A 22,502-nucleotide genomic window follows, 5' to 3' on the forward strand; every position below is an offset into this window, starting at 1 on the left:
ACCGTCGACGCGCAGGGAGGGCTCAGTGCGCGGGTCCCCGGCTGGGGGGCGGGGTGGCGATGCGCTGCGGGCACCGGGGACCGGGTTCACCCCTCACGCCCCACGCGCAGCCACCGGTCTCGCAGGCCGGCGAGCACTGCGACGGACACCACGAGCAGCACCAGGGACAACGCGATCGCCGCTTCGGGGTCGGTCTGCAACGCGAGGTAGACCGCGAGCGGCATCGTCTGGGTTCGTCCCGGGAAGTTGCCGGCGAAGGTGATGGTGGCGCCGAACTCGCCGAGTGCCCTCGCCCAGGCGAGGACCGCGCCGGCGGCCAGCGAGGGGACGATCATCGGCAGCGTGACGCGGCGGAAGATCGTCAGGCGGGAGGCCCCGAGGGTCGCTGCCGCCTCCTCGTAGCCCCGGTCGGCGGCGCGGAACGCTCCTTCCACCGTGACGACCAGGAAGGGCATCGCCACGAACGCCTCGGCCATCACGACTCCGGCGGTGGTGAACGGGAGGGTGATGCCGAGCCACTGGTCGAGATATCGACCGAGCACTCCCTCGCGGCCGAACGCGAGCAGCAGGGCCACGCCACCCACCACCGGCGGCAGCACCAGCGGAAGGGTGACGAGGGCACGCAGCAGGCTGACACCCCGGGCGCGCGACCGCGCCAGGACCCAGGCGAGGGGCACGCCGACCAGCACCGAGATCACCGTCGCGCAGGTCGCGCACACCAGCGACAAGCGCAGTGCATCCAGCACCCGGCTGTCGGTCAGGATCCCGCCGAGGCCGCGCCACGGGGCACGAATCACCAGCGCCAACAACGGAATCAGCAGGAAGAGTGCGCCGAGCAGTGCCGGCACGCCCAGCGGCCACGGCACCCCGCCGCGGTCGTTGACAGTGCGGATCGCGCGCGCCGAGCGGGTGGCCTCCGCGACCCTTCGCTGGACCGTCACGGTCGCTACCTCACCCTCTCGCGGCACCGGTTCGACGTCATGGCTTCGTGAACCCGCCGGACCTCATGACCGACCCGCCGTGGGGGGACAGCACGTAGTCGGTGAACGCCCGCGCCGCCGCCGCGTTGCCTGAGTGCTTGAGCACGGCGATCGGGTAGTCGGTCGAGGCGTTCACCCGTGACGGGATCCGGATCCCCGCGACCTTGCTGCCCGCCGTCTTGACGTCGGTGACGTAGACCAGCCCGGCGTCCACCTCGCCCAGCGCCACCTTGGTCAGCACCGACTTCACGTCGGTCTCCAGGCTCACGGGCGTCACGTTGACACCCGCCTTGGCGAAGACCCGGCGGGCGATGACCCCGCAGGGCACCTCCGGTTGGCACACGGCCACCTTCAGCCCGGGCCGCCCCAGGTCGTCCACCCCGGTGACGTGCGCGGGGTTCGTGGCCGGGATCGCGATCTCCATGACGTTCTTGGCAAAGGTGGTGGCCCTGTCGGCGTTTCCCTGCTTCAGGACCTGCGTCATGTTGGTCGTGGAGGCCGACGCGAAGACGTCGGCCGGAGCGCCTTGGTTGATCTGGGTGGCCAGCCCGGAGCTCGGGCCGAAGTTGAGCACGACCTTGGTGCCCGGGTGGGCCTCCTCGAACTGACGGCCCAAGGTGGTGAACGTCTCGGTGAGCGAAGCGGCTGCAAAGACGTTGACCGTCCCCGCGACCTCGCCGCCGGAGGGTTGATCGGTCGCCGCCGGCCCCGCTGTGCTCTGGCTCTGGCCGGACGGCCGGTCAAGAGCCGTGGGCCGGCTCGTCCCGCAGGCCGACAGCACCAGAGCGATGGCCAGTCCCGCCGCCACCGCACCCCCGCGCCTCCCGAGTGCGGGTCGTGGGTGCACGGGCCGTCGCCTCGGGACGGAGGCGTCAGTCACTTGCGGGGACCTCGACGACGACATGGGTCGACTTCACGGAGGCAACGGCGAGCACCCCGGGCTCGAGGGCGAGCTCGTCGGCGGCCTCACGGCTCATCAGGGAGACGATCCGGTGCGGCCCGGCCTGCATCTCGACCTGCGCCATCACGGTGTCCCGGGTGACCTTGGTGACCAAGCCGGTGAAGCGGTTGCGAGCCGACTCGGACACCACGGGCCGCGGCACGGGACGTTCGGCACCGGCCGCGAGGCCCTCCGCGAACTCCGCCAGGTCCGCGCCCTCGATCGTCTGGCGGCCGGAGCCGTCCGGGGACGTGGCCAACCGCCCCGCGTCTGCCCAGCGGCGGACCGTGTCGTCGCTCACGCCGAGCAGCTCGGCCGCCTGCCGGATGCGATACCTGGCCATGACCTGGAGCCTAGCAACATTTGCGCCTGTGATCGACAAATCCAGCGGCAGCTGCGGAAGCACTGCGAAATGGGTGCACCGCATTCACGGATTGCGCACCACCAAACCCGACGGCGTGACGATGGCTCGGCGACCTCAGGGGACGACGGCCGCGATCGCGCGGCCCGCTCAGGTGTCGCTTGACCTCAACCGCACTTGAGGTCGTTGGCTGGTCCTCGAGGACCACCGAGAGGACTCCCGTGACCACCGACGACCGAAGTCTGGCCTGCGTCGGGTCCGGGTCGGCGCTGTTCTTCAGCGACCTGCCCGACGACATCGAGGCCGCCAAGTTTCTCTGCGCTGGCTGCCCGTTCCGAGTTGCGTGTCTCGCCGGCGCCCTGGACCGAGCCGAGCCGTGGGGCGTCTGGGGTGGTGAGCTGCTGCAGGACGGGCACGTCATCGCCCGCAAGCGTCGCCGCGGCAGACCACGCAAGTCGGAGCACGCCGCCTGACCCCAAGACACCTCTCCCTGCTGCACATTGAGGTCGGTCCGCGATCACACGGCATCCGTGCACTCTCGGAGAGTCAAGGGTTGTTCAAGAAGTGGTCGTTTTTCGGTCCGCGATCCAATCAGTCTGCCTGGAACTAGTCCCAACTGACTATGGCCGACCGCAGAGGGCGCCGATAACGTGAATCGGCGGCTCGCCCCAGGGCGGGCATCCGGGGCGCTCGACCCTTCCTCCTCCATCCCATGTGCGGGGAGTGACCGATCGCCCAGACCAAGCGTCATCGCAGTCGCCACGAGCGAGTCTTGCAGCCGCTCCTCGGCCCACCGTCCTTGTCCCCCCGTGTTTTGCGTGGCCAGCCTGTAGACGAGGGACTCCTCGCTGCGGTTCCGACGCCGACTGACGTGGCCACGCTCGAGGAGAACCATGTCTGCACGTCCCGGTCGCCTACTCGTCGCCGCGGTCGCGGCAACCACCGCGCTGGCACTGGTGATTGCCTCACCGATGCCCGCAAACTCCGAGGCGTTGTCCGGCGCTGCGTCGAGCACCCTGGCCCGTGAGGGACAGACGACGCCGCAGGACCTCGGGGCCGGAGACCTGGACGGCCTGCAGTACGCCGACCCAGGGTCGCAGATCAACCTGATGCAACCCCCACAGGCGAACAGCCATGGCAGCGCCGCGATCAGCTTCCCGCTCGACATCCCAGCCGGACGGGCCGGGATGCAACCCGACCTGACCCTCTCCTACGACTCGTCGGCGGGTGACGGCTGGATGGGCATGGGTTGGAACCTCGACGTAGGAAGCGTGGGCGTCGACACCCGATGGGGTGTCCCCCGTTACCTGCCCGACAAGGAGAGCGAGACCTACACGCTCGATGGCGAGGTCCTGAGTCCCACCGCCGTCCGGTCCACGTTCGCGCAGCGCGAGCCGGAGCGCGACGACTTCTCCCGGCGAGTCGACACGGAACGGGAACGGATCACCCGCCACGGCACGAACCCGAAGAACTACTGGTGGGAGGTGGAGGACAAGGCCGGAAACCATCGCTACTACGGCGGGGAGCCGCTCCCGGACGGGACCGAGCACCGAGTGCCGGCCGCGATCCTCACCGACGACCACGACAACGCCTACCGCTGGGGCCTCACGGCCGAGACAGACGTCAGCAGCAACATCGTGCGCTACAGCTACGAGGAGGTCGATGGCACCGGAGTCGGCCACGACCAGGAGACCCTCGGGCGCCAGATGTACCTGAAGAGTGTCGAGTACACCGGGTCGCTGGCCAAGGGCGTGCCGGACGACCCGGCATACAAGGTCGTGTTCACCCGTGACAAGGGCGCGGGCGATCACATCATCAGCGGTCGTGGCGGATTCCTGGAGGTGACCTCGGACCGATTGGCAAGCGTTTCCGTCTACTACGGGGCACCGGCCACGGATGGTTCCGCGCGGCCGACCCACGACGTGCTCTCGGGTCGGTACACCTTCAGTTACGACACCGGTCCGTTCGGCAAGTCGCTGCTGACGTCCGTGGGCCGTGCCGGGTCGGACGGCAACGTCTACGCCACCCACAGACTCGACTACTACGACGATGCGCAGGACCCCGCCGGGGTCTACCAGGGATTCGCGGCCGCCCAGGACTGGAAGACCGGCGACGACGGACTCGGCGACATCCTGGACGTCGGTGCGCTCGGCGGCTCGGTCTCCAACGCGGGTGACGTGCACGCCTACCTGGGCTTCAACCCGGCCGACCCGTTGAAGGTGGGATCGTTCGGCGGCTCGTTGACCATCAGCGGTGGCGCCACCGAAGGCGTCGCAGAGCTGATGGACATCAACGGAGACATGCTGCCCGACAAGGTGTTCCGTTCCGGCCCGGGCAAGACGGTGCAGTACCGCCTCAACACGAGCGGTCCCGGCGCGTCGGGCACACCGACGTTCGGCGCCGCTCACCAGGTGATCGACCAGCCGGTCGACCAGCTCTCCACCGAGGCCCACGTGGGCTTCGGTGGCGGGCCTGAGGCCTATCCGGGTGTCGCGGTCCAGTTCGGCATCGGCGCAGACTTCGCGATCGGCGAGGACTACTTCACCGACGTGAACAACGACGGACTGCCCGATTTCGTGCACGCCGGCGACGTCTTCTTCAACCACCTCGGCGTCACCGGCGTGCCGACGTTCGGCTCCGACTCCGGCGCCACGTCCGTGCCCATCGACGACGGCACCGTGGACATCGGCACGATCGAGCGGCTGAAGGGGCTCGCCGCGCAGGCGCGTGACCAGTCCCCGCTGCAGGACACCGTGCGGCGCTGGGTCGCCCCCTACTCCGGAACCGTCTCCGTCGCCGGAGCGGCGACCTACGATCCTCGTGACGACACCGGGAAGTCCTGGACTCCCGCGCACGGCGACGGCGTACGGGTCGCCATCCAGCGCAACGGCGACGAGCTCTGGCACGCGGGCATGACCACCCCGGGGGCCACGGTCTCCCCCACCGGCGTCGGCGGCGTCACCGTGCAGCGCGGCGATCACATCTACTTCCGCGTGCAGTCGGTCGACGACGGAGCCGGCGACCGCGTCGACTGGCAGCCCGTCATCGACTACACGTCCGTCCAGAACGACACGTCCACCGCTCCGGCAGACGTCAACGGCCGCAGTCAGACCCGGTATGACGCGAAGGCGGACTTCACGCTCGCCGGACGACCGCACACCACCGTCCTGATGCCGCTGAAGGGCACAGTGCACCTGGCCGGAGCGTTGGTGAAGCCGTCGGTCACCACCGACGACGTCACCGTGCAGGTGATCAGGAACGGCGCCGTCATCTGGCACCAGACGATCCCCGCCGGTCACGCCTCCACCACGCCGGTGGACGTGGCGACGGACTTCGACGTGGCCGCCCCCGACCAGGACCAACCCGGCAGCGGCGACCGGATCCAGGTGCGACTTGCCGTCGACTCGCCCATCGACGTCTCCGACCTGTCCTGGACCCCGCAGCTCTACTACACGTCGGCGACCGCGGGCGGAAAGACGCTCGACGTCACCCAGACGGTCGACATCCGCGACGAGAACGGCACGTTCCTGCGCACGGTGACCGAGCCGACCTACCAGGTGCAGATCCCGCCCGACATCGACGTCTACCCGCAGAGCACGGCCGCCGTCCCGGTCCGGCCATGGACCTCCACGGTGCAGGGTGCCGCCACGGCCACCGCGGGTCTGAGCCTGGCCGGGGACCACCCCGCCGGTTACGCGGTCCTGACCGTCAAGCAGCGGGGCGTCCTGGTCGCCAAGAAGCGGCTCGGGATCGCCGCCGACGCCACCTCGATCGGCACCGCCGACCTTGCGGTCGACCTGGACCAGGGCGAGGACTACTGGTTCGCGATCACGGTGCCCGACCCGCAGATCTCCGAGAAGGTGCTCGGCTCCTCGGTCAAACTGTCCTGGAAGGACGGGGACGCCACCACGTCGGCGACGGTGCCCAGCACCAGGTACTGGGCCGGCCGGCAGGGCGTGTTCCCGCTGGCCTACCGCGGCTGGGCCTACGCCGGCTACGACGGCGACGGCGACCGCGCGAGCCAGCCGATCGTGGAGTCCGACTTCGAGTTCGACCAGGACGACTTCCCCGACTCCAAGCCCACCGGCTGGAACTCCGACGGTTCCTACAAGGACCCCGCCAAGGGAAAGTCCTTCGCCTTCATCCCGACCTGGCTCGAGGTCCGCAACGCCGATGGGACGGTCAAGCAACAGGTGCCGGTCTGGCAGGGAGCCAAGGACAACCTGCTCGGCGGCGCCGACTTCGCGAGCTCCTCCCGCACCGGCGTCGACAGTCCCGACTCGCTGCAGCCCACCCCCGGCGGCGACGCGCGGGCCACTCGACGCCTCGCCGTGACCGGACCGACCTTCTCCCTCACCGCAGGACTCGGCCCGCTGTCGGCGTCCTTCGCCGGCGGCACGAGCTTCGGCCTCCTCGACTACCTCGACATGAACGGCGACTCCTTCCCCGACGTGGTCGCGCCCGGCAAGGTGCAGTACACCGGCCCTCGCGGCGGCTACCTCGACCACCACGATGCTGCCGACGTGGTGCGTCAGGACGCCACGTTCGCTGTCGGCGGCGGGTTCAGTGGCGCACCGATCGGCATCAAGGCCAACGCCCTCGGCAACACGACCGCGGCGGGCAAGAATTCGACGGTCAGCAACGGCAAGGCTGCTGCCGGACCTGGTGCCGCCAGCAAGGGTGGAGAAGCCTCCCATGACGAGTACGGCGTCTCGATCGGTGCCGGGCTCAGCATCAACGCCCAGTTCAGCAACCCCAACACGCAGGACGTCGGCGGCGACGAGGGCTTCTCCGACCTGCCTGACGACGCGGTCGCGCCCTTCGAGCGCGACCTCGCGGACATGAACGGGGACGGCCTGCCCGACCGGGTGAAGGCCGGCGTCGACGGTGTCACGGTCGAGCTCAACCTCGGCTACGGCTACAGCGATCCGATCGCCTGGGCCAAGGGCGGATTCGAGACCGGCGCGTCATACTCCGGCTCCATCACCCCGAACCTCGGGTTCGAGATCAACGACAAGGCCTTCTCGGGCGGTGTCTCGGACACCGAGTCGGTGGACCTGTCGAGCTACTCCTGGGCAGACGTCAACGGTGACGGCATCGCGGACCGCCTGCACCAGACCGGCGGCAAGGTCATGGTGGCCTTCGGCAACGGTTCCAGCCTCGCCAAGGAGGTCCAGTACGGCACGATGGCCGAGGGCACCTTCGAGCTGTCCGGGGGCCTCCCCGACTTCGGCGACATCCCCCTCGGCCAGCAGTCGGCGGTCGGACGCACCAGGGGCATCGGCGGTGGCGCCGACTTCACCTTCGGCATCGGTCCGCTCTGCATCGCCGCGTGCTACATCATCGTCAACCCCGGTGCGCACTACGACCACAGCGTCAGCACCACACAGGTCGCGCTGACCGACGTCAACGGTGACGGTTACCCCGACTCCGTCAAGAGCACCGAGGACTCCGGGATGTCGGTGCGGCTCAACAACCACGGCCGCACGAACCTGCTCAAGTCGGTGGCCAACCCGCTCGGCGGTTCCTTCGAGCTCGACTACCGGCGCGGTGGCAACAGCGTCGCCCAGCCTTACTCCCAGTGGCTACTCGGCAGCGTCACGACGAAGGACGGCCGGCCAGGAGACGGCCCCGACACCCTGCTCACCACCTTCGCCTACCAGGGCAACTCGTTCAACGCGTTGGAGCGTGAGCTGCTCGGCTTCAGCACCGTCACGGAGACGCAGCGCGAGTTCGCCGGCGACGCCGATCCGTACGACGACCCGGTCCTGCGCTCGGTGCAGCACGAATACCTCAACGGCAACGTCTTCGAGTCGGGTCTGGAGACGAGCACCACCCTCCTGCGGGCAGACGGGACCCGGGCCAAGCAGACCCGGAACTCCTGGTCGCTGATCGACCTCGCCACCGGAGAGCCGGCCGACCTGGCCCCGGCGACAGCCGACCCCGCGGGCACCCGCCTGCTGCGAATGGCCGTCGCCCCGCAACTGGCAAGCACCACCCAGTCCTGGTACCGCCCGGACTCGAGCCTCGGGGAGAAGACCACCACCGTGTTCGCCTACGACGGGCGCGGCAACCTCGTGCAGCAGATCGACGGCGGCGAGTCGGAGACCGATGCCGACAACCTCGTCGCCCTGACCACCTACTCCGACTGCCTGCCCGGTAGCTGGCTGTCGATTCCCGCCACCTTCGTGGTGCACGAGCAGAGCGCGACCGGCCCGGTGCTGCGCCAGCGCGACGGGTCGGCCGACCTGTGCGCGAACGGGGCACCGACCAAGATCGTCGAGTCGGTCTCCTCCGGTTCCACGGTCACCAGCACCATGACGTTCGACTCCTGGGGCAACTACAACCAGGTCGTCCACCCCGGACCCGACGGCCAGCCCGACGGATACACCGTCGACTACACCTATGACGGCGACCGCCACACCGACATCGCGAAGACCGTGGACAGCCACGGGCTCACCGCGACCGCGGAGTACGACGGGTCGACCGGCTTGGTCACCTCCCGCACCGACGCGAACAGCCAGGTGACGTCATACGGCTATGATCCGCAGTCCCGGATGGTCAGCATCACCGGCCCCTACCAGCAGGGCAGCGACCATCACACGGTCGACTTCTCCTACCACCCCGGGGACACCCCCGGACTCGACGACTACAGCTATGCCGTCGCGTCACACTTCGACGTGCTGCACCCGGACGACCCGATCCAGACCGTCGCCTTCGTCGACGGCCTGGGCCGGCAGACCGAGACCAAGCAGGACGCCACCGTGTTCACCGGCCGCGACAACCCCGGCGGTAACGACGTCATGGCCGTCGGCGGCGCGATCGAGTTCGACTCACTCGGAAGGCTGGTCAAGCAGTGGTATCCCACCACGGAGCCTCTCGGCACGATCAGCGCCTACAACACGAACCTCTCGCCCGTGCCTCCGGTGCAGACGACGTATGACGTGGCTGACCGGGTCACCAAGGAGGTTCGGCCCAGCGGCGCGACGACCACGCACGACTACGGGTTCGGTGGGTCCGCCGATCTCGGGTCCACGGTGTTCACGACGACGACCACCGACAACGCCGGCAACCAGCAGCGCCGCTACAGCGACGTCCGCGACAACACCCTCATCGTGGACGCGCTGCCGCAGGACGCGCCTCGCCTGCGCACCCGCTATGCGTATGACGGGCTGAGCCAGCTGCTCAGTGTCACCGACCCCGGCGGCAACACCACGACGCACGGCTATGACCTGCTGGGCCACGTCACGTCCACCGACACTCCGGATGCGGGGCTGGTTCAGGACACCTACGACGGCGCGGGCAACCTCGTGCGCAAGGTGGATGCCAACCTGCGGGCAGCCGGCCAGGCCATCAGCTACACCTATGACCAGGACCGGCTGACGGCGATCGACCACCCGGACGGCACTCCCGACGTGCACTACAGCTACGGCGACGCCGGAGCCGCAGGCAACGCCGCAGGACGAGTCACCGTGGTGGACGACGGAGCCCGCCACCAGGAACTCACCTACGACCCGTTGGGCGCGGTGGCCAGCGAACGGTCGACGATGAAGCTGCACAACCTCAACGACGAGACCGCCGAGAGCCACACGTACACGACGGATCTCAGCTACGACGCCTTCGGCCGACTGCTCACCCTGGACTACCCGGACGGGGAGGTGCTCACGCACGGCTACGACTCAGGCGGCCTGCTGGACTCCCTGGTCGGCGAGAAGGCCGGCCACACCTACACCTACCTCGACCGGTTGGAGTACGACCAGTTCCAGGACCGGCGGTTCCAGCAGACCGGCAACGGGGTGTGGACGGAATACACCTACGGGACGAAGAACCGGCTGGTGGACCGGATCCAGACGGTGACCCCCGACCGGGAGGTGCAGGACCTCAACTACAGCTACGACAAGGTCGGCAACGTGACCCAGGCCGACAACGCCCTTCCCGCGCCGGAGCCCAGCCTCTACGGCGGGCCGAGCACCCAGTCCTACCAGTACGACCCGTACTACCGGCTCGTCTCGGCCAACGGGCACTACGCGTTCCAGGGCAAGAAGCAGCGCCGCTACTCCTCCACCCTGACACTGGACGACCTGGGCAACATCACCTCGAAGACCCAGACCGACGAGATCTCCGACAACGGTCGGAAGTGGCTCGTGCAGCAGCCCACCACCTACACGCTCGACCCGACCTACGGCGCCGAGGGGCCGCACCAGGTGACCCACAACGGCACGCGCAGCTACACCCACGACGCCGGCGGCAACCTCACCGGGTGGACCGACGACGAGACCGGGCAACGCCGCATCGTCACCTGGGACGCGACGGGCCACGCCAGCTCGGTGGCGGACAACGGCAGCACCACGCGCTACACCTACGACGACACCGGCCGGTTGGCCATCGAGCGCGGGCCCGGCGGCGAGAAGGCCTTCGTCAACCAGTGGTACACGGTGCTCAACGGCGAGATCGCCTGGAAGGACGTCTTCGCCGGCACCGACCGCATCGCCACCCAGAAGGCCATGCCCGACGGCGAGCTCGAACAGAAGCGATACTTCCTGCACAAGGACCTCCAGGGCAGCACCAACGTCATCACCGACCCCGAGGGGCTCGTGTTCGAGCACCTGGAGTACTTCCCGGGCGGGGAGACCTGGGTGCTGGAGCACAGCGACATCCACCGCACTCCCTACCTGTATGCCGGTGGCTACCTGGACGAGGTCCGTGGCCTGATCAACCTCGGGCAGCGCTGGTACGACCCGCGGGAGGAGTTCCTCTACAGCCCGGACCCCGCGTTGACGCAGGACCCCCGTGCGGTGGTGGACGACCCGTCCCTGCTGCCGGCCTACACCTACGCCGAGTCCAACCCTGTCCGGCTGACCGACCCCGACGGGAGGGCACCCACCTCCGTCCGGGACCGGCTGCGGTCCGACTTCGACAAGTTCGACACGGCGCGCAAGATCAACGCGGCGCTGGCCAGCGGAGGCTCGGACCAACGAGTCGGCGACACGAGCCGTCTCTCCCCACTGTGGCGGTTTGCGACGTCGGACGGGGGAAAGCGCTGGACCGCCCTGAGCAAGGCGCTCGACTCCGCGCCTCTCGTGAAGCTCGAGTTCGCCCAGAGCGAGTCGGGATGGGGCCTGCGCAAAGTCACGATCTCGCCGCTCCTCATCAGCGCCGCGTCCAAGGAGTTCACGGTCGGCGGCCCTGAGCCTGCGGCCGGCGCAGCCACTGCTGCAGGTAGCAGCCCGCCGGCAGACCCGGGGTCGGTGGTGCCGTCCGGTGCCCCAGCAGTGGAGCAACCGGGAACCGTCAGGTCACGACCCAGGGCGGCGAGCGCCCCTGCGGCCCTGGGGTCCGCCGCGCACGGCGGAGGTGCGGCACCTGAACCGCTTCCGGAGTCGCCGTGAGCCGACCGGACGCCGCAGCAGCTCCCCGGCTCAGCCGCCCGCACCGTCCGGGTGCAGCACCACCTTGACGCAACCGTCCTGCTTGGCCCGGAACATGGGGTAGGCCTCCGCGGCTCGCGACAAGGGCCAGCGGTGGGTGGCCAGCGTCTCGACGCCCAACACGTCGTCGTCCCGCCGCAGCACGTCGAGGATCTCGTCGGTCCAGCGCCGCACGTTGGCCTGCCCCATCCGGATCGTCAGCTGCTTGTCGAACATGACCAACATCGGCATCGGGTCAGCCATCCCGCCGTAGACACCGATGACCGACACGGTCCCGCCTCGACGGGCGCAGTGCATGGCGCTGTGCAGAGCCTGGAGCCGGTCCACCCCCACCCTCTCCATCGCCGCGCGGGCCGCGGCGTCGGGCAGCAACCCGACCCCCTTGATGACCTGCTCCACCACGGGGTTGCCGTGCGCCTCCATACCGACGGCATCGATGACGCTGTCGGCTCCCCTGCCCGAGGTCGCCTCGAGCACCGCGGCCGGGACGTCGTCCACGGCGCGGATGTCCAAGGTCTCAGCCCCATGCTCCTGCGCCGCCCGCAGCCGCTCGGGCACCAGGTCGACGCCGATCACCCGCCCCGCGCCCAGGTGGCGGGCAATCCGGGCGGCCATCAGCCCGATGGGACCGAGCCCGAGCACGACGACCGTGCTGCCCTGCGCCACATCGGCGTAGCGCACTGCCTGCCACGCGGTCGGGAGCACGTCGGAGAGGTAGAGGTATCTCTCGTCCGGCCCCTCCCCCGGAAGCTTGATCGGCCCGTACTGCGCCTCGGGCACCCGCACGTACTCGGCCTGCCCACCCGGCACCGAACCGTAGAGCGAGGTGTAGCCGAACAGCGCCGCGCCCTTGCCCTGGGAGGTGACCTGTGTGGTCTCGCACTGCGACTGCAGGCCGTTGCGGCACATCCAGCACCGACCGCAGGAGATGTTGAACGGCACGACCACCCGGTCTCCGACCTCCAGGTCCCCGACGTCGTCGCCGACCGCCTCGACGACGCCCATGAACTCGTGCCCCAGCACGTCGCCCGGGGACAGGTAGGGCGCCAACACGTCATACAGGTGCAGGTCGGACCCACAGATCGCCGTGGACGTCACCCGGACCACGGCGTCGGTCGGCTGCTGTATCCCGGGGTCCGGGACGTCGGTCACCTCGACCTTCCGCGGGCCCTGCCACGTCAGTGCACGCATAGCGGCTCCCTCCCTCTCGGCGGCTTCCTACCCGTCCGGCGGGATCTCACTCCCGGTGGTCGTGCGGGTCGTCGGAGCTGCGTCCCTCGGTGCGCCGGAGCTCGGCGCCCCGCCGTTCGGCCTCGTCCCCCTGCTCGCGGCGCTTGACGATGCCACGGTCGTCACGCAGCCCGAGCTGCAGCCGCTCCTCGGCCGGTAGGCCGGACTGGAGCTCCCTTCCGCGCTCCATCTCGGCGTCGAGCTCGGCGCCGAAGAGCAGAGCCACGTTGGTGATCCACAGCCACAACAGGAAGACGATGACACCGGCGAGCGTGCCGTAGGTCTTGTTGTAGTTGGAGAAGTTCGCGATGTAGAAGGCAAAGGCGAGCGACAGCACCAGCCACGTGATGATGGCGACTGCGGCACCGACGCTGATCCAGCGGAACCTGGGCTGTTTCACGTTGGGCGTGGCGTAGTAGAGGATCGCCACGATCAGGACGAGCACGATCAGCAGGGCGGGCCATTTCGCGATCTGCCAGACCGTGACCGCGGTGGACCCCAACCCGATGATGTTGCCGATCCCCTCGGCCAGGGGGCCGGAGACGACCAGCACCAGCAGCACGGCCGCCACCAGCACGACGAGCACACAGGTCACGAGCAACATCCACGGCCGAAGCTTCCAGATCGGCCGGCCCTCCTCGATGTCGTAGACGCGGTTCAGCGACCGTCCGAAAGCCCCGACGTAGCCCGACGCCGACCACACCGCGCCGGCGAGTCCGAGCACGAAGGCCAGTCCGCCACCGGAGCTGTGGGCGAGGGACTCCACCGTCGGCCGCAGGGTGTCGACCGACTTGGCCCCGCCGACGTCCGACAGGAGGCCGAGCAGGGTGTCGATGCTCTGCTTGCTCTTGCCGAACAACGAGATCAGCCCCAGCACGGCGATCAGCCCGGGGAACAGGGCCAGCAGTGCCCGGTAGGTCAGTGCGGCCGCCAGATCGGTGCAGTGGTCCGCCGAGAACTCGCGGAAGGTCCTCCGGGCAACGTACTTCCACGCCGCCCCGGTCAGCTTCGTCGGGGACGAGACCTTCCCCTCGCCTGCTTCGGGGCGGTGCCGGCTCGAGGGCTGAGTCGTCCCCACGTCGTCGTCGCTCACGGTTGGCCCTCCATTGGTCGGTGGTGGCGTGTGCCTTCTACCCCGGCGACGCCGGACCACGCACCCCCAACACTCGCGCCCTGTCCGCGCCCGAGGGGCCGCTGCGGGCCGCGCGGGAATGACAACCCCCGCGGTGCCGGTTGACCTGAACAGGTCACCGTGGCAGCGGGCCACGTGGACCACGAGAAGATCGGAGCCGCTATGACGGTCAAGCCCCCAGTCCCTCCCTTCACCCGGGAGTCGGCCATCCAGAAGATCCGGGGAGCCGAGGACGCCTGGAACCGACAGGATCCCGAACAGGTGGCCCTCGCCTACACCGAGGACAGCCGATGGCGCAACCGGGACAGCTTCGTGCAGGGACGCGAGCAGATCGTCGAGTTCCTGCGCAGCAAGTGGTCCAAGGAGCTGGACTACCACCTCGTCAAGGAGCTATGGGCGACCGAGGGCAGCCGCATCGCGGTCCGCTACTGCTACGAGTCCCATGACCCGTCGGGGCAGTGGTGGCGTTCCTTCGGCAACGAGGACTGGGACTTCGACGAGAACGGCTTGATGCACACCAGGCACTCCAGCATCAACGACGTGCCGATCGAGGAGTCCGAGCGCGTGCTGCGCTGGGAGAGCGGCCAGCCGCGGCCCGAGGGGCACCCCGGCCTGACCGAGCTGGGGTTCTGAACCGCGACCCGCGCTCCCATAGACTGCAGGGCCACCGCGAGAGGATGAGCCCGTGCCCAACAGCGAGACCTACACGATCGACGTGATCCCCGGAGACGGGATCGGCCAGGAAGTGGTCCCGGCGGCCATCTCCTGCCTCGATGAGGTCGCCTCCCAGGGCGACTTCAGCATCCAGTGGCGGCATCGCGCATGGGGCTCGGAGCACTACCACGCCACGGGCCGGATGATGCCGGAGGACGGCATCGAGCAGCTCTCCTCCGGCCAGGGCATCCTTCTCGGCGCCGTGGGCGATGCCTCCATCCCCGACGACGTGACGCTGTGGGGCCTGCTGATCCCGATCCGTCGCGAGTTCGAGCAGTACGTCAACCTGCGACCGAACCGCACCCTCCCCGGTGTGCCGTCGCCGGTGGGCGACAAGGACGTCGACATGGTGATCGTCCGGGAGAACGTGGAGGGCGAGTACTCCGAGGTCGGCGGGCGCTTCCACCGCGGCAAGCCCGACGAGTTCGCGGTCCAGGACGCGGTCTTCACCCGGGCAGGAATCGAGCGGGTCACCCGGTTCGCCAGTGAGCTGGCCTCGTCGCGCTCGGGCCGGCTGGTCTCTGCGACCAAGTCCAACGGCATCATCCACACCATGCCGTTCTGGGACGAGGTGGTGCAGGAAACGGTCGCCCAGTACGACAGTGTCTCCCTCGAGAAGGTCCTGGTCGACGCACTCGCCGCCCGCCTGGTGTTGAAGCCAGAGGGCGTCGACGTCATCGTGGCCTCCAACCTCTTCGGTGACATCCTGTCCGACCTGGCGGCGGCCGTGACCGGATCGATCGGCATCGCCCCCAGCGCCAACCTCAACCCCGAGGGCCGCCATCCCTCCCTGTTCGAGCCCGTGCACGGCAGCGCTCCGGACATCGCAGGTCAGGGACTGGCCAACCCGGTCGCGGCCATCTGGGCAGGGGCGATGATGTTGCAGCACCTCGGCCAGCAGGACGCCGCAGCCCGGCTCGAGCGAGCCTTCACCGAGGTCCTGGCCGGGGGGACGAAGACCGCGGACCTCGGTGGCACAGCGAGCACCGAGTCCTTCACCGAGGCCGTCCTCACGAGCCTCCGCAACGACCCCTCGTGAGGAATCATCGTGAGGCCAAGGCCCCCAGGAGGGTACGAAACCTCACGATGATTCCTCTGGGGTGAGCGCTGGGGTCGAGGCTGCGTCTGGGCCGTCGGGTCAGCCGTAGTGCTGGAAGCGCGGCCACAGCCTCGACCAGGGCGCTCGCGGGCCCCGACACACCGCGACCGGCTCGCCGACCTCCTCGTTGTCGACATCGTCCCGGTTGTGCAGGCGCCCCCTGACCTCACAGGTGGCGAAGTCGTCTCGCACGTCCGCGAACTGTCCGCCCACGATGACCACCGTCGTGGTCGAGTCGGGCGGTCGCCGGTCGAAGTAGAGCTGGTTGTGTGCGCTGTACGGTCGCGGCAGGCCGAGGGCAGGCCCGTAACGCACCAGCGCACCGGCCTCGCCGTAGTTGCTGGTGAGGAGCACCGGATGTTCGGACGCCGGGACCGAGCGGTAGACCATGGCCACCTGCTCGACATACTCCGGCCACCCGATCTGGTCGGCGACGGTCTGGTTGATCCCGGGGATCGGTGTGCTCGCCAGTGCCGAGGCGGGGACCAGCGGCAGCGCGATGAGTGCGGAGACGACCGCGTTCACGGGGATCAGGACCCAGGCCGTCTGACGCCACGCACGCGAGCGGGCCAGGAACCCCGCAGCGGGCACGCAGCCGATGGCGAAGACCACCGCCAGCAGGCCGATCGGGTAGTAGAGCTGCCCACCCCCGACCCAGGTCTCGACCAGCAGCACCACGAAGGCCACGGCGAGGAAGCGGATGGGCCGCCATTCGCGACGGCGCCACAGGGCCACCAGGCCGGCCACCCAGACCGGCGTCAACGGCGGACCGAGCAGGATGAGCAGATAGGGCCACATGATCACGCGCACCGTGGCCGCGTTGTCGTCGCTGAGGGCCCGGCCCATGGCCAGCTGCGGCCAGTCGTGGGTCGCCTGCCAGACCACGTTGGGCACCGCCAGGACCACTGCCAGTGCCACCGCGAGCCACAGCCACCGGTTGCGCAGGACACCTCGCGGCCCTACTGCCAGCACCCCGACGACCAGCGCGACCACCAGGAGCCCCACGAGCAGCTTGTTGTAGGTGCTCAGACCGAGCACCAGACCCGCTGCCAGCCACCAGCGCGGCTGGTCCCGGAGGACCGCCCTGATCACGAACAGGCAGACCAGCGGCCACACCACCACGTCGATGCTGGTGGTCAGCAGGACGTGCCCGAAGACGAGCGGGATCGCGGCGAAGGCGTAGGACCAGGCGCACAGCCCCTGTGCAACGGCCCGCCCCCCGACCTCGCGGGTGATGAGCGCGAGGACGAGCACCGAGGACACCGCGGCCAAGGTCGCCGGGATCCGTCCCGCCCAGGGCTCGGCAGAGACGAGTGCCGCCGCCCGGGCGAGCAACGGAGTGAACGGCGGCTGGTCGACATACCCCCAGGCCGGACGCAGCATCCGGAAGTAGAGCTCGTCGCGCTCGAAGCCGTAGGGGTTGCTGGTGAGGGTCAGCACGAGGGCCAGTGCGACCATCGCGGACACCACCCGGCGCGCCGCGAACGCTGGCGGTTGCGCCGGCGCACCACGACGGCCTGACACCGACTCGACCAGCATCGTCACACCGACCAGCATGTTCCCGAGACCTGCCGGTCCACCAGCCGATTTGAGGTGAGGGGCCGGGCTCGCTCCTCAGCCGATCTTGGGCATGACCTCCTCCGCGAGAAGCCGCAACTGCTCGTCGACCGTGGCGACGCCGTCCAGCGCTTGTCCTGTGAAGGCCTTCACCAGGGACGCGTCCGTGATGGCCGCGATGAAGTGGTTGACACCCGTGCCCTCGATCTCGGCCTTGATCTTGGCGGTGACCTCCTCGGGGGTGCCGGCGACGGAGAGCTTCTCCGCGAGCTCCGGGCTGGTCAGCTCGATGCCCTTGGCGAGGTCACCCGCGCCGATGGCCTCGATGATCGGGGTCAACGAGTCGGGATCCACACCGTTGCGCTCGAGCTGCTCGGCAGGCATCGAGGAGGCGTAGATGCCGACCATCGACCGCGCGGCCTGCTTGGCGGCGGCGGAGTCCCGGCCCACGGCAGTGACGACCCATGCGCCGAAGTCCATGTCGTCCGGGTCCTTGCCGGCACGCTCGGCGCCGATGCGGAAGTGCTTTATGCCGTAGTCGTAGGCCTCCCGGGTGTAGCTGAGTGCGTGGTGGCAGCCGTCGGAGAACTCGCCGGCCGCCTCGAAGGACCTGGGGCCGCGCATCGACCCGATCTTCACCGGCAGTCGCTCCTGGACCGGGCGGGCGAAGGTGAACAGGCCGTTGTACTGGAAGAAGTCGCCGTCGTAGGTGATGGTGCCCTCGTCGAGCAGCGTGCGGATGACGTGCACGCCCTCCTTGACGCGCGACAACGGCTTGGTGTCGGACCAGTCGATGCCGTACTGCGCGAGCAGTCCGAAGTTGCCGGAGCCCAGGACGACCTCGGCCCGCCCTCCGGTCAGCTCGTCGAGGGTGGCCGCAGCCTGTGCGATCAGGGAGGGGTCGCGCAGAATCACGCCCGAGACGCTCGGGCCGAAGCGGATGTTCGTCGTGTCCCTGGCGGCCGCGGCGAAGAGCAGCCACAGGTCCTTGTGCCACGTCTCGTCCGCCGCGTAGCAGGCGTAGTAGCCGAGCTCGTCCGCGAGCTTGATGGCTCGTAGGGACTCCTCGAGCGGGTAGTCGGGGAGCATCACGTAGCTGAACTTCATGGCGTTCTCCTTTGCCCTGGTTCGTTGCGCCCCACCGGGATCGGCGGGGGTCGTCCACGAGTGACCACCACCATGTCAGGACTCGATGTTGGCCATGACGTGCTTGATCCGGGTGTAGTCCTCGAAGCCGTACATGGACAGGTCCTTGCCGTAACCGGAGTGCTTGAACCCGCCGTGCGGCATCTCGGCCACCACCGGGATGTGCGTGTTGATCCACACACAGCCGAAGTCCAGCGCCTTGGACATCCGCATCGCCCGCCCGAAGTCCCTGGTCCACACACTGGAAGCCAGCCCGTACTGCACCCCGTTGGCCCACCCGATCGCCTGCGCCTCATCGGAGAACTGCTGCACCGTGATCACCGGACCGAAGATCTCGTCCTGGACCGCCTCATCCTCCTGCCGCAACCCCGACACCACCGTCGGCTCCAGGAAATACCCCTCCCCCAGACCCGCCGCCCGATGCCCACCGGCACCCACCGACGCGTGGTCCGGCAACCGGGACAAGAACCCCTGCACCCGCTCCAACTGGGTCGCGTTGTTCACCGGCCCCAACAACGCGTCCGCATCCTCGGGCAACCCCACCTTCGCCTGCGCCCTGGCGAACTCCGACAACGCCGCCACGAAATCATCATGGATCCCCGGCCCGGCCAACACCCGGGTCGCCGCCGTACAGTCCTGCCCCGCGTTGAAATACCCCGCCGTCGCGATCCCCTCCACCGCCGCCTCCAGGTCCGCGTCGTCGAACACCACCACCGGCGCCTTCCCACCCAACTCCAGATGCACCCGCTTCAGATCCGTCGCCGCGCTCTGCGCCACCTGCACCCCGGCCCGCACCGACCCGGTGATCGCCACCAACGCCGGCACCGGATGCTCCACCAACGCCCGCCCCGTGTCCCGGTCACCAGTCACCACATTGAACGTACCCGCCGGCAAGAACTCCGACGCGATCTCGGCCATCAACAACGTCGTCTCCGGCGTCGTATCACTCGGCTTGAGCACGATCGCGTTCCCCGCCGCCAACGCCGGCGCGATCTTCCACATCGCCATCATCATCGGGTAGTTCCACGGCGTCACCTGCCCCACCACCCCAATCGGCTCCCGCCGAATCCACGACGTATGACCCGCCAGATACTCCCCCGCCGCACGCCCCTCCAACACCCGCGCCGCCCCCGCAAAAAACCGCAACTGATCCAACATCGGCGGGATCTCCTCCGACGCGGTCAACGCCAACGGCTTACCAGTATTCTCCGCCTCCAACCGCACCAACTCACCCGACCGCGCCTCCAACGCATCCGCAAACCTCAACAACGCCGCCTGCCGCTCCCCCGGCGTCACCCGACCCCACACCGCAAAACCCTCACCCGCCGCCCGATACGCCCGATCCACATCGGCCGCCGACGACACCGGCGCCCTCGCCACCACCCGCGCCGTCACCGGACTCACCACATCACTGGTCACACCCGACTCGGCGTCAACATACTCGCCACCGACAAAACTACGCAGGACCCGGGGACTCGTGCTCACGACATACTCCTCATTCGGTGTGATGGACAGCAGGCTGACTGGTGCTGGCGTCGCCGTGGACCAGGTCGTCACGACGGGTGTATGGCTTGGCGATGATCATGTAGACCAGGCCGACAGCCACGACGATGGTGGCCGACAGCAGGACGATCCAGTTGTCGTACCAGGCGACGTCCGGGGTGCGGGGCCAAGCCATGTTGACCGCAGCCACCACCTGGTAGGCGATCGCGGCGATGTTGACGGCGAGACCCCACCTGCCGAGGGTGAACTTGCCGGACGGCTTCCAGCCACGCAGCCGTGCCCGCAGCGCGGCCAGCACCACCATCATGAAGGCCAGGTAGATGCCGAGGGATGCGAACGAGATGATCTTGGTGAGCGCGTTCTCCGAGATCTTGGACCCGACGATGATCAGGGCCGGGACGGTCGCCGCCAGCACCAGCGCGAACGGTGGCACGTGCCGGTTCGGCGAGAACTTCTTGAACAGGTGGCTGGCCGGCATCATGTCGTCGCGGGCGTAGGAGTAGACCAGCCGGCTGGCCGCGGCCTGCAGGCTGAGCGCGCAGGAGAAGAACGAGATGAGCACGATGAACATGACCACCTTGAACCCGACCGCACCGAAGGCGTCCCGGAAGACCGTGGAGACCGGATCCGCGTCCTTGCCCGAGATCACGGCGCCGAAGTCCGGCACGGCCAGGATCAGGGCCAGGGTGATCAGCAGCGAGGCCACGCCGCCGATGTAGATCGTCATCCGCATCGCCCGTGGGATCTGGATGCCTGGGTTGCGCACCTCCTCGGCGACGTCGCCACACGCCTCGAACCCGTAGTAGAGGTAGAGCCCGATCAGCGCGGCTGCGGCGAAGGCCGGCAGGTAGGAGCCGGCACCCTTGGTGCCCGCCGAGTCGAAGAGGACGCCGAGGCCGTGGTGCCGTTCGGTGAGCAGCAGCCAGCCACCGACCGCAACCGCACCACACAGCTCGGCCGCGAAGCCGAAGAACGCGATCTTGGCGAGCAGCTTGGTGCCGCCGAGGTTGATGACGGTGACGACGGCGATGAGCACCAGTGCGCAGATGATCGTCACGTTGGTCGAGGGCTCGATGCCCAGCAACATCGCCACGAACGGGCCGGCGCCATAGGTCACACTGGCGATGGTGACGATCAGGGCGAGCATGTAGATCCACCCGGTCATCCAGGCATACCGGCGTCCCCACAGTCGTCGGGCCCACGGGTAGACGCCACCGGAGACAGGGAACTGTGCCACCACCTCGCCGAACACCAGGGCCACGAGCAGCTGGCCGATTCCGGCGATCACGACCGCCCAGATCATCGGCGGGCCCCCGGTGGCCAGCGCGAAGGCGAAGAGCGAGTAGATCCCGACGACCGGTGACAGGTAGGTGAACCCGAGCGAGAAGTTACCCCACAGGTTCATGTCGCGCTTGAAGTCGGAGGTGTAGCCGAGAGATGCCAGGTGGGCGTCGTCCTCGTCGTGCAGCTCATGGGCCGTGGAAGCCGTCATGTCTCATCTCCTGCCCGGTGTACGACGCCAGGGTGTGCGGTTCGGCCGCGAACGATCGGCCCGTCGCGGGGCAGCGTCAGCATCGCTGCGCCGCTTCGGTGGAAGGTAGCGCTGTTAAACCTGTGACGTCAATGGTTTCGAGAACTTGCCCGTCCGGAGTCGCCACGGCAGGCGCGGGAGCGACTGGAAGCCCAGGGCATCGGCAGCCTCGGCGGACACGAGCTCCCCCGTGAGCCAGGCGGTCGACGTGGACAGCACCACCCTGCCCTCGGCACCCAGCACCACCACCTCGCGCGCCCCACCGAGCTCGGGCAGCAGTCGGGTCTCGAGCCATGCGGCCGGGACATCTGCTCCTGCCACGCCGAGGAACTGTCCGTCGGCCACGAGGGGCGTGGTGAAGGTCAGGATGTACTGACCTGTGCCGTGGACGTCGACATAGGGACCCACGACATGCCGTGCGCCCGATCTGCGTGGCACGTCGAACCACTCGGCGCTCTCGTAGTCGTAGAAGCCGAGGCTCAGCCGATTGAGGTCCACCTCGAGTGCCACGGGGTCTTCCCGGCCCGGCTCGGTCTGCCACCACTCCAGCCGCAGCGGCTCGTCGTGCAGCACGTCGGGAGCCACGATCAGCCCGATCCCGATGACCAGCCCGCGCCCTGCTCGCAGGTTCGAGCGTATGGCGGGGCTCAGCTCAGCGATGTCACCACCACCCAGCGGTGCCCCCCGGGCGACCGAGGCCGCGTGGGCGCGCAGGGCCTCGTCGTGCACCCTGTCGACGACGGCGAACACCTCTTCCGCGAAAGCCACGATCGCACGTCGCGCCCGCTCCATGACAGCGAAGTGCTCCGGCGTGCCGCGGCCGCCTTCGCCGACGAAGCCGACGGCGTGCGAATCGTCGACGAGCACCATGGCGCCGAATT

At 68.9% G+C, this 22,502-nt stretch carries 14 protein-coding genes; 4 read left to right on the top strand and 10 right to left on the bottom strand.

Features of this window, described 5'->3' with window-relative positions; translation table 11 throughout:
- Nucleotides 1–86: 86 nt before the first annotated feature.
- The 3 genes from FRW57_RS04580 to FRW57_RS04590 are packed head-to-tail and all read right to left on the bottom strand — an operon-like array spanning nucleotide 87 to nucleotide 2,263.
- The gene (locus FRW57_RS04580; RefSeq protein WP_137120757.1) at nucleotides 87–941 is read right to left on the bottom strand and encodes an ABC transporter permease; all 855 of its coding nucleotides are present in this window, start codon (nucleotides 939–941) and stop codon (nucleotides 87–89) included.
- A 37-nt stretch (nucleotides 942–978) separates the two neighbouring features.
- A complete protein-coding gene (modA, locus tag FRW57_RS04585; RefSeq protein ID WP_238384560.1) occupies nucleotides 979–1,860 on the bottom strand; it encodes a molybdate ABC transporter substrate-binding protein in 882 nt (293 codons plus the stop codon).
- The gene (locus tag FRW57_RS04590) at nucleotides 1,853–2,263 is read right to left on the bottom strand and encodes a TOBE domain-containing protein (protein WP_137120755.1); all 411 of its coding nucleotides are present in this window, start codon (nucleotides 2,261–2,263) and stop codon (nucleotides 1,853–1,855) included. The genes modA and FRW57_RS04590 overlap by 8 nt, the downstream gene beginning before the upstream one ends.
- Before the next feature lie 239 nt (nucleotides 2,264–2,502).
- Between FRW57_RS04590 and FRW57_RS04595 the strand changes: the two genes are divergently transcribed.
- Both FRW57_RS04595 and FRW57_RS04600 read left to right on the top strand, forming a co-directional pair.
- A complete protein-coding gene (locus FRW57_RS04595) occupies nucleotides 2,503–2,754 on the top strand; it encodes a WhiB family transcriptional regulator (protein WP_202911443.1) in 252 nt (83 codons plus the stop codon).
- A gap of 420 nt (nucleotides 2,755–3,174) precedes the next feature.
- A complete protein-coding gene (locus tag FRW57_RS04600) occupies nucleotides 3,175–11,670 on the top strand; it encodes a SpvB/TcaC N-terminal domain-containing protein (protein WP_152185435.1) in 8,496 nt (2,831 codons plus the stop codon).
- A 30-nt stretch (nucleotides 11,671–11,700) separates the two neighbouring features.
- Here FRW57_RS04600 and FRW57_RS04605 read toward each other — a convergent pair whose 3' ends face one another.
- Together FRW57_RS04605 and FRW57_RS04610 are read right to left on the bottom strand one after the other, a co-directional pair.
- A complete protein-coding gene (locus FRW57_RS04605; RefSeq protein ID WP_137120752.1) occupies nucleotides 11,701–12,900 on the bottom strand; it encodes a zinc-dependent alcohol dehydrogenase in 1,200 nt (399 codons plus the stop codon).
- Between the two features lie 46 nt (nucleotides 12,901–12,946).
- Nucleotides 12,947–14,032, bottom strand: a complete 1,086-nt coding sequence (locus tag FRW57_RS04610; protein ID WP_162308146.1) for a YihY/virulence factor BrkB family protein — start codon at nucleotides 14,030–14,032, stop codon at nucleotides 12,947–12,949.
- Nucleotides 14,033–14,233: 201 nt separating this feature from the next.
- Here FRW57_RS04610 and FRW57_RS04615 point away from each other — a divergent pair, with 201 nt between their 5' ends.
- Both FRW57_RS04615 and FRW57_RS04620 read left to right on the top strand, forming a co-directional pair.
- The gene (locus FRW57_RS04615) at nucleotides 14,234–14,704 is read left to right on the top strand and encodes a nuclear transport factor 2 family protein (RefSeq protein ID WP_137120750.1); all 471 of its coding nucleotides are present in this window, start codon (nucleotides 14,234–14,236) and stop codon (nucleotides 14,702–14,704) included.
- A gap of 52 nt (nucleotides 14,705–14,756) precedes the next feature.
- Complete coding sequence (locus FRW57_RS04620) at nucleotides 14,757–15,824, top strand: tartrate dehydrogenase (RefSeq protein ID WP_152185436.1); 1,068 nt, start codon at nucleotides 14,757–14,759, stop codon at nucleotides 15,822–15,824.
- A gap of 99 nt (nucleotides 15,825–15,923) precedes the next feature.
- Here the strand turns inward: FRW57_RS04620 and FRW57_RS04625 are convergent, their stop codons facing one another.
- The 5 genes from FRW57_RS04625 to FRW57_RS22985 all read right to left on the bottom strand — a co-directional run.
- Nucleotides 15,924–17,423 (bottom strand): glycosyltransferase family 39 protein, encoded by a 1,500-nt coding sequence (locus FRW57_RS04625; protein ID WP_238999301.1) that lies wholly within the window; start codon nucleotides 17,421–17,423, stop codon nucleotides 15,924–15,926.
- Nucleotides 17,424–17,498: 75 nt separating this feature from the next.
- Nucleotides 17,499–18,548: an LLM class flavin-dependent oxidoreductase gene (locus tag FRW57_RS04630; RefSeq protein ID WP_152185438.1), complete on the bottom strand. Its 1,050-nt coding sequence runs from the start codon at nucleotides 18,546–18,548 to the stop codon at nucleotides 17,499–17,501.
- Between the two features lie 75 nt (nucleotides 18,549–18,623).
- Nucleotides 18,624–20,072 (bottom strand): gamma-aminobutyraldehyde dehydrogenase, encoded by a 1,449-nt coding sequence (locus tag FRW57_RS04635; protein WP_152185439.1) that lies wholly within the window; start codon nucleotides 20,070–20,072, stop codon nucleotides 18,624–18,626.
- Nucleotides 20,073–20,082: 10 nt separating this feature from the next.
- Nucleotides 20,083–21,582: an APC family permease gene (locus tag FRW57_RS04640; protein ID WP_137121135.1), complete on the bottom strand. Its 1,500-nt coding sequence runs from the start codon at nucleotides 21,580–21,582 to the stop codon at nucleotides 20,083–20,085.
- Nucleotides 21,583–21,696: 114 nt separating this feature from the next.
- A partial coding sequence (locus FRW57_RS22985; protein WP_162529258.1) for a cache domain-containing protein occupies nucleotides 21,697–22,502 on the bottom strand: 806 nt, incomplete at its 5' end.

Source organism: Segeticoccus rhizosphaerae (assembly GCF_009192725.1).
GTDB lineage: Bacteria > Actinomycetota > Actinomycetes > Actinomycetales > Dermatophilaceae > Segeticoccus > Segeticoccus rhizosphaerae.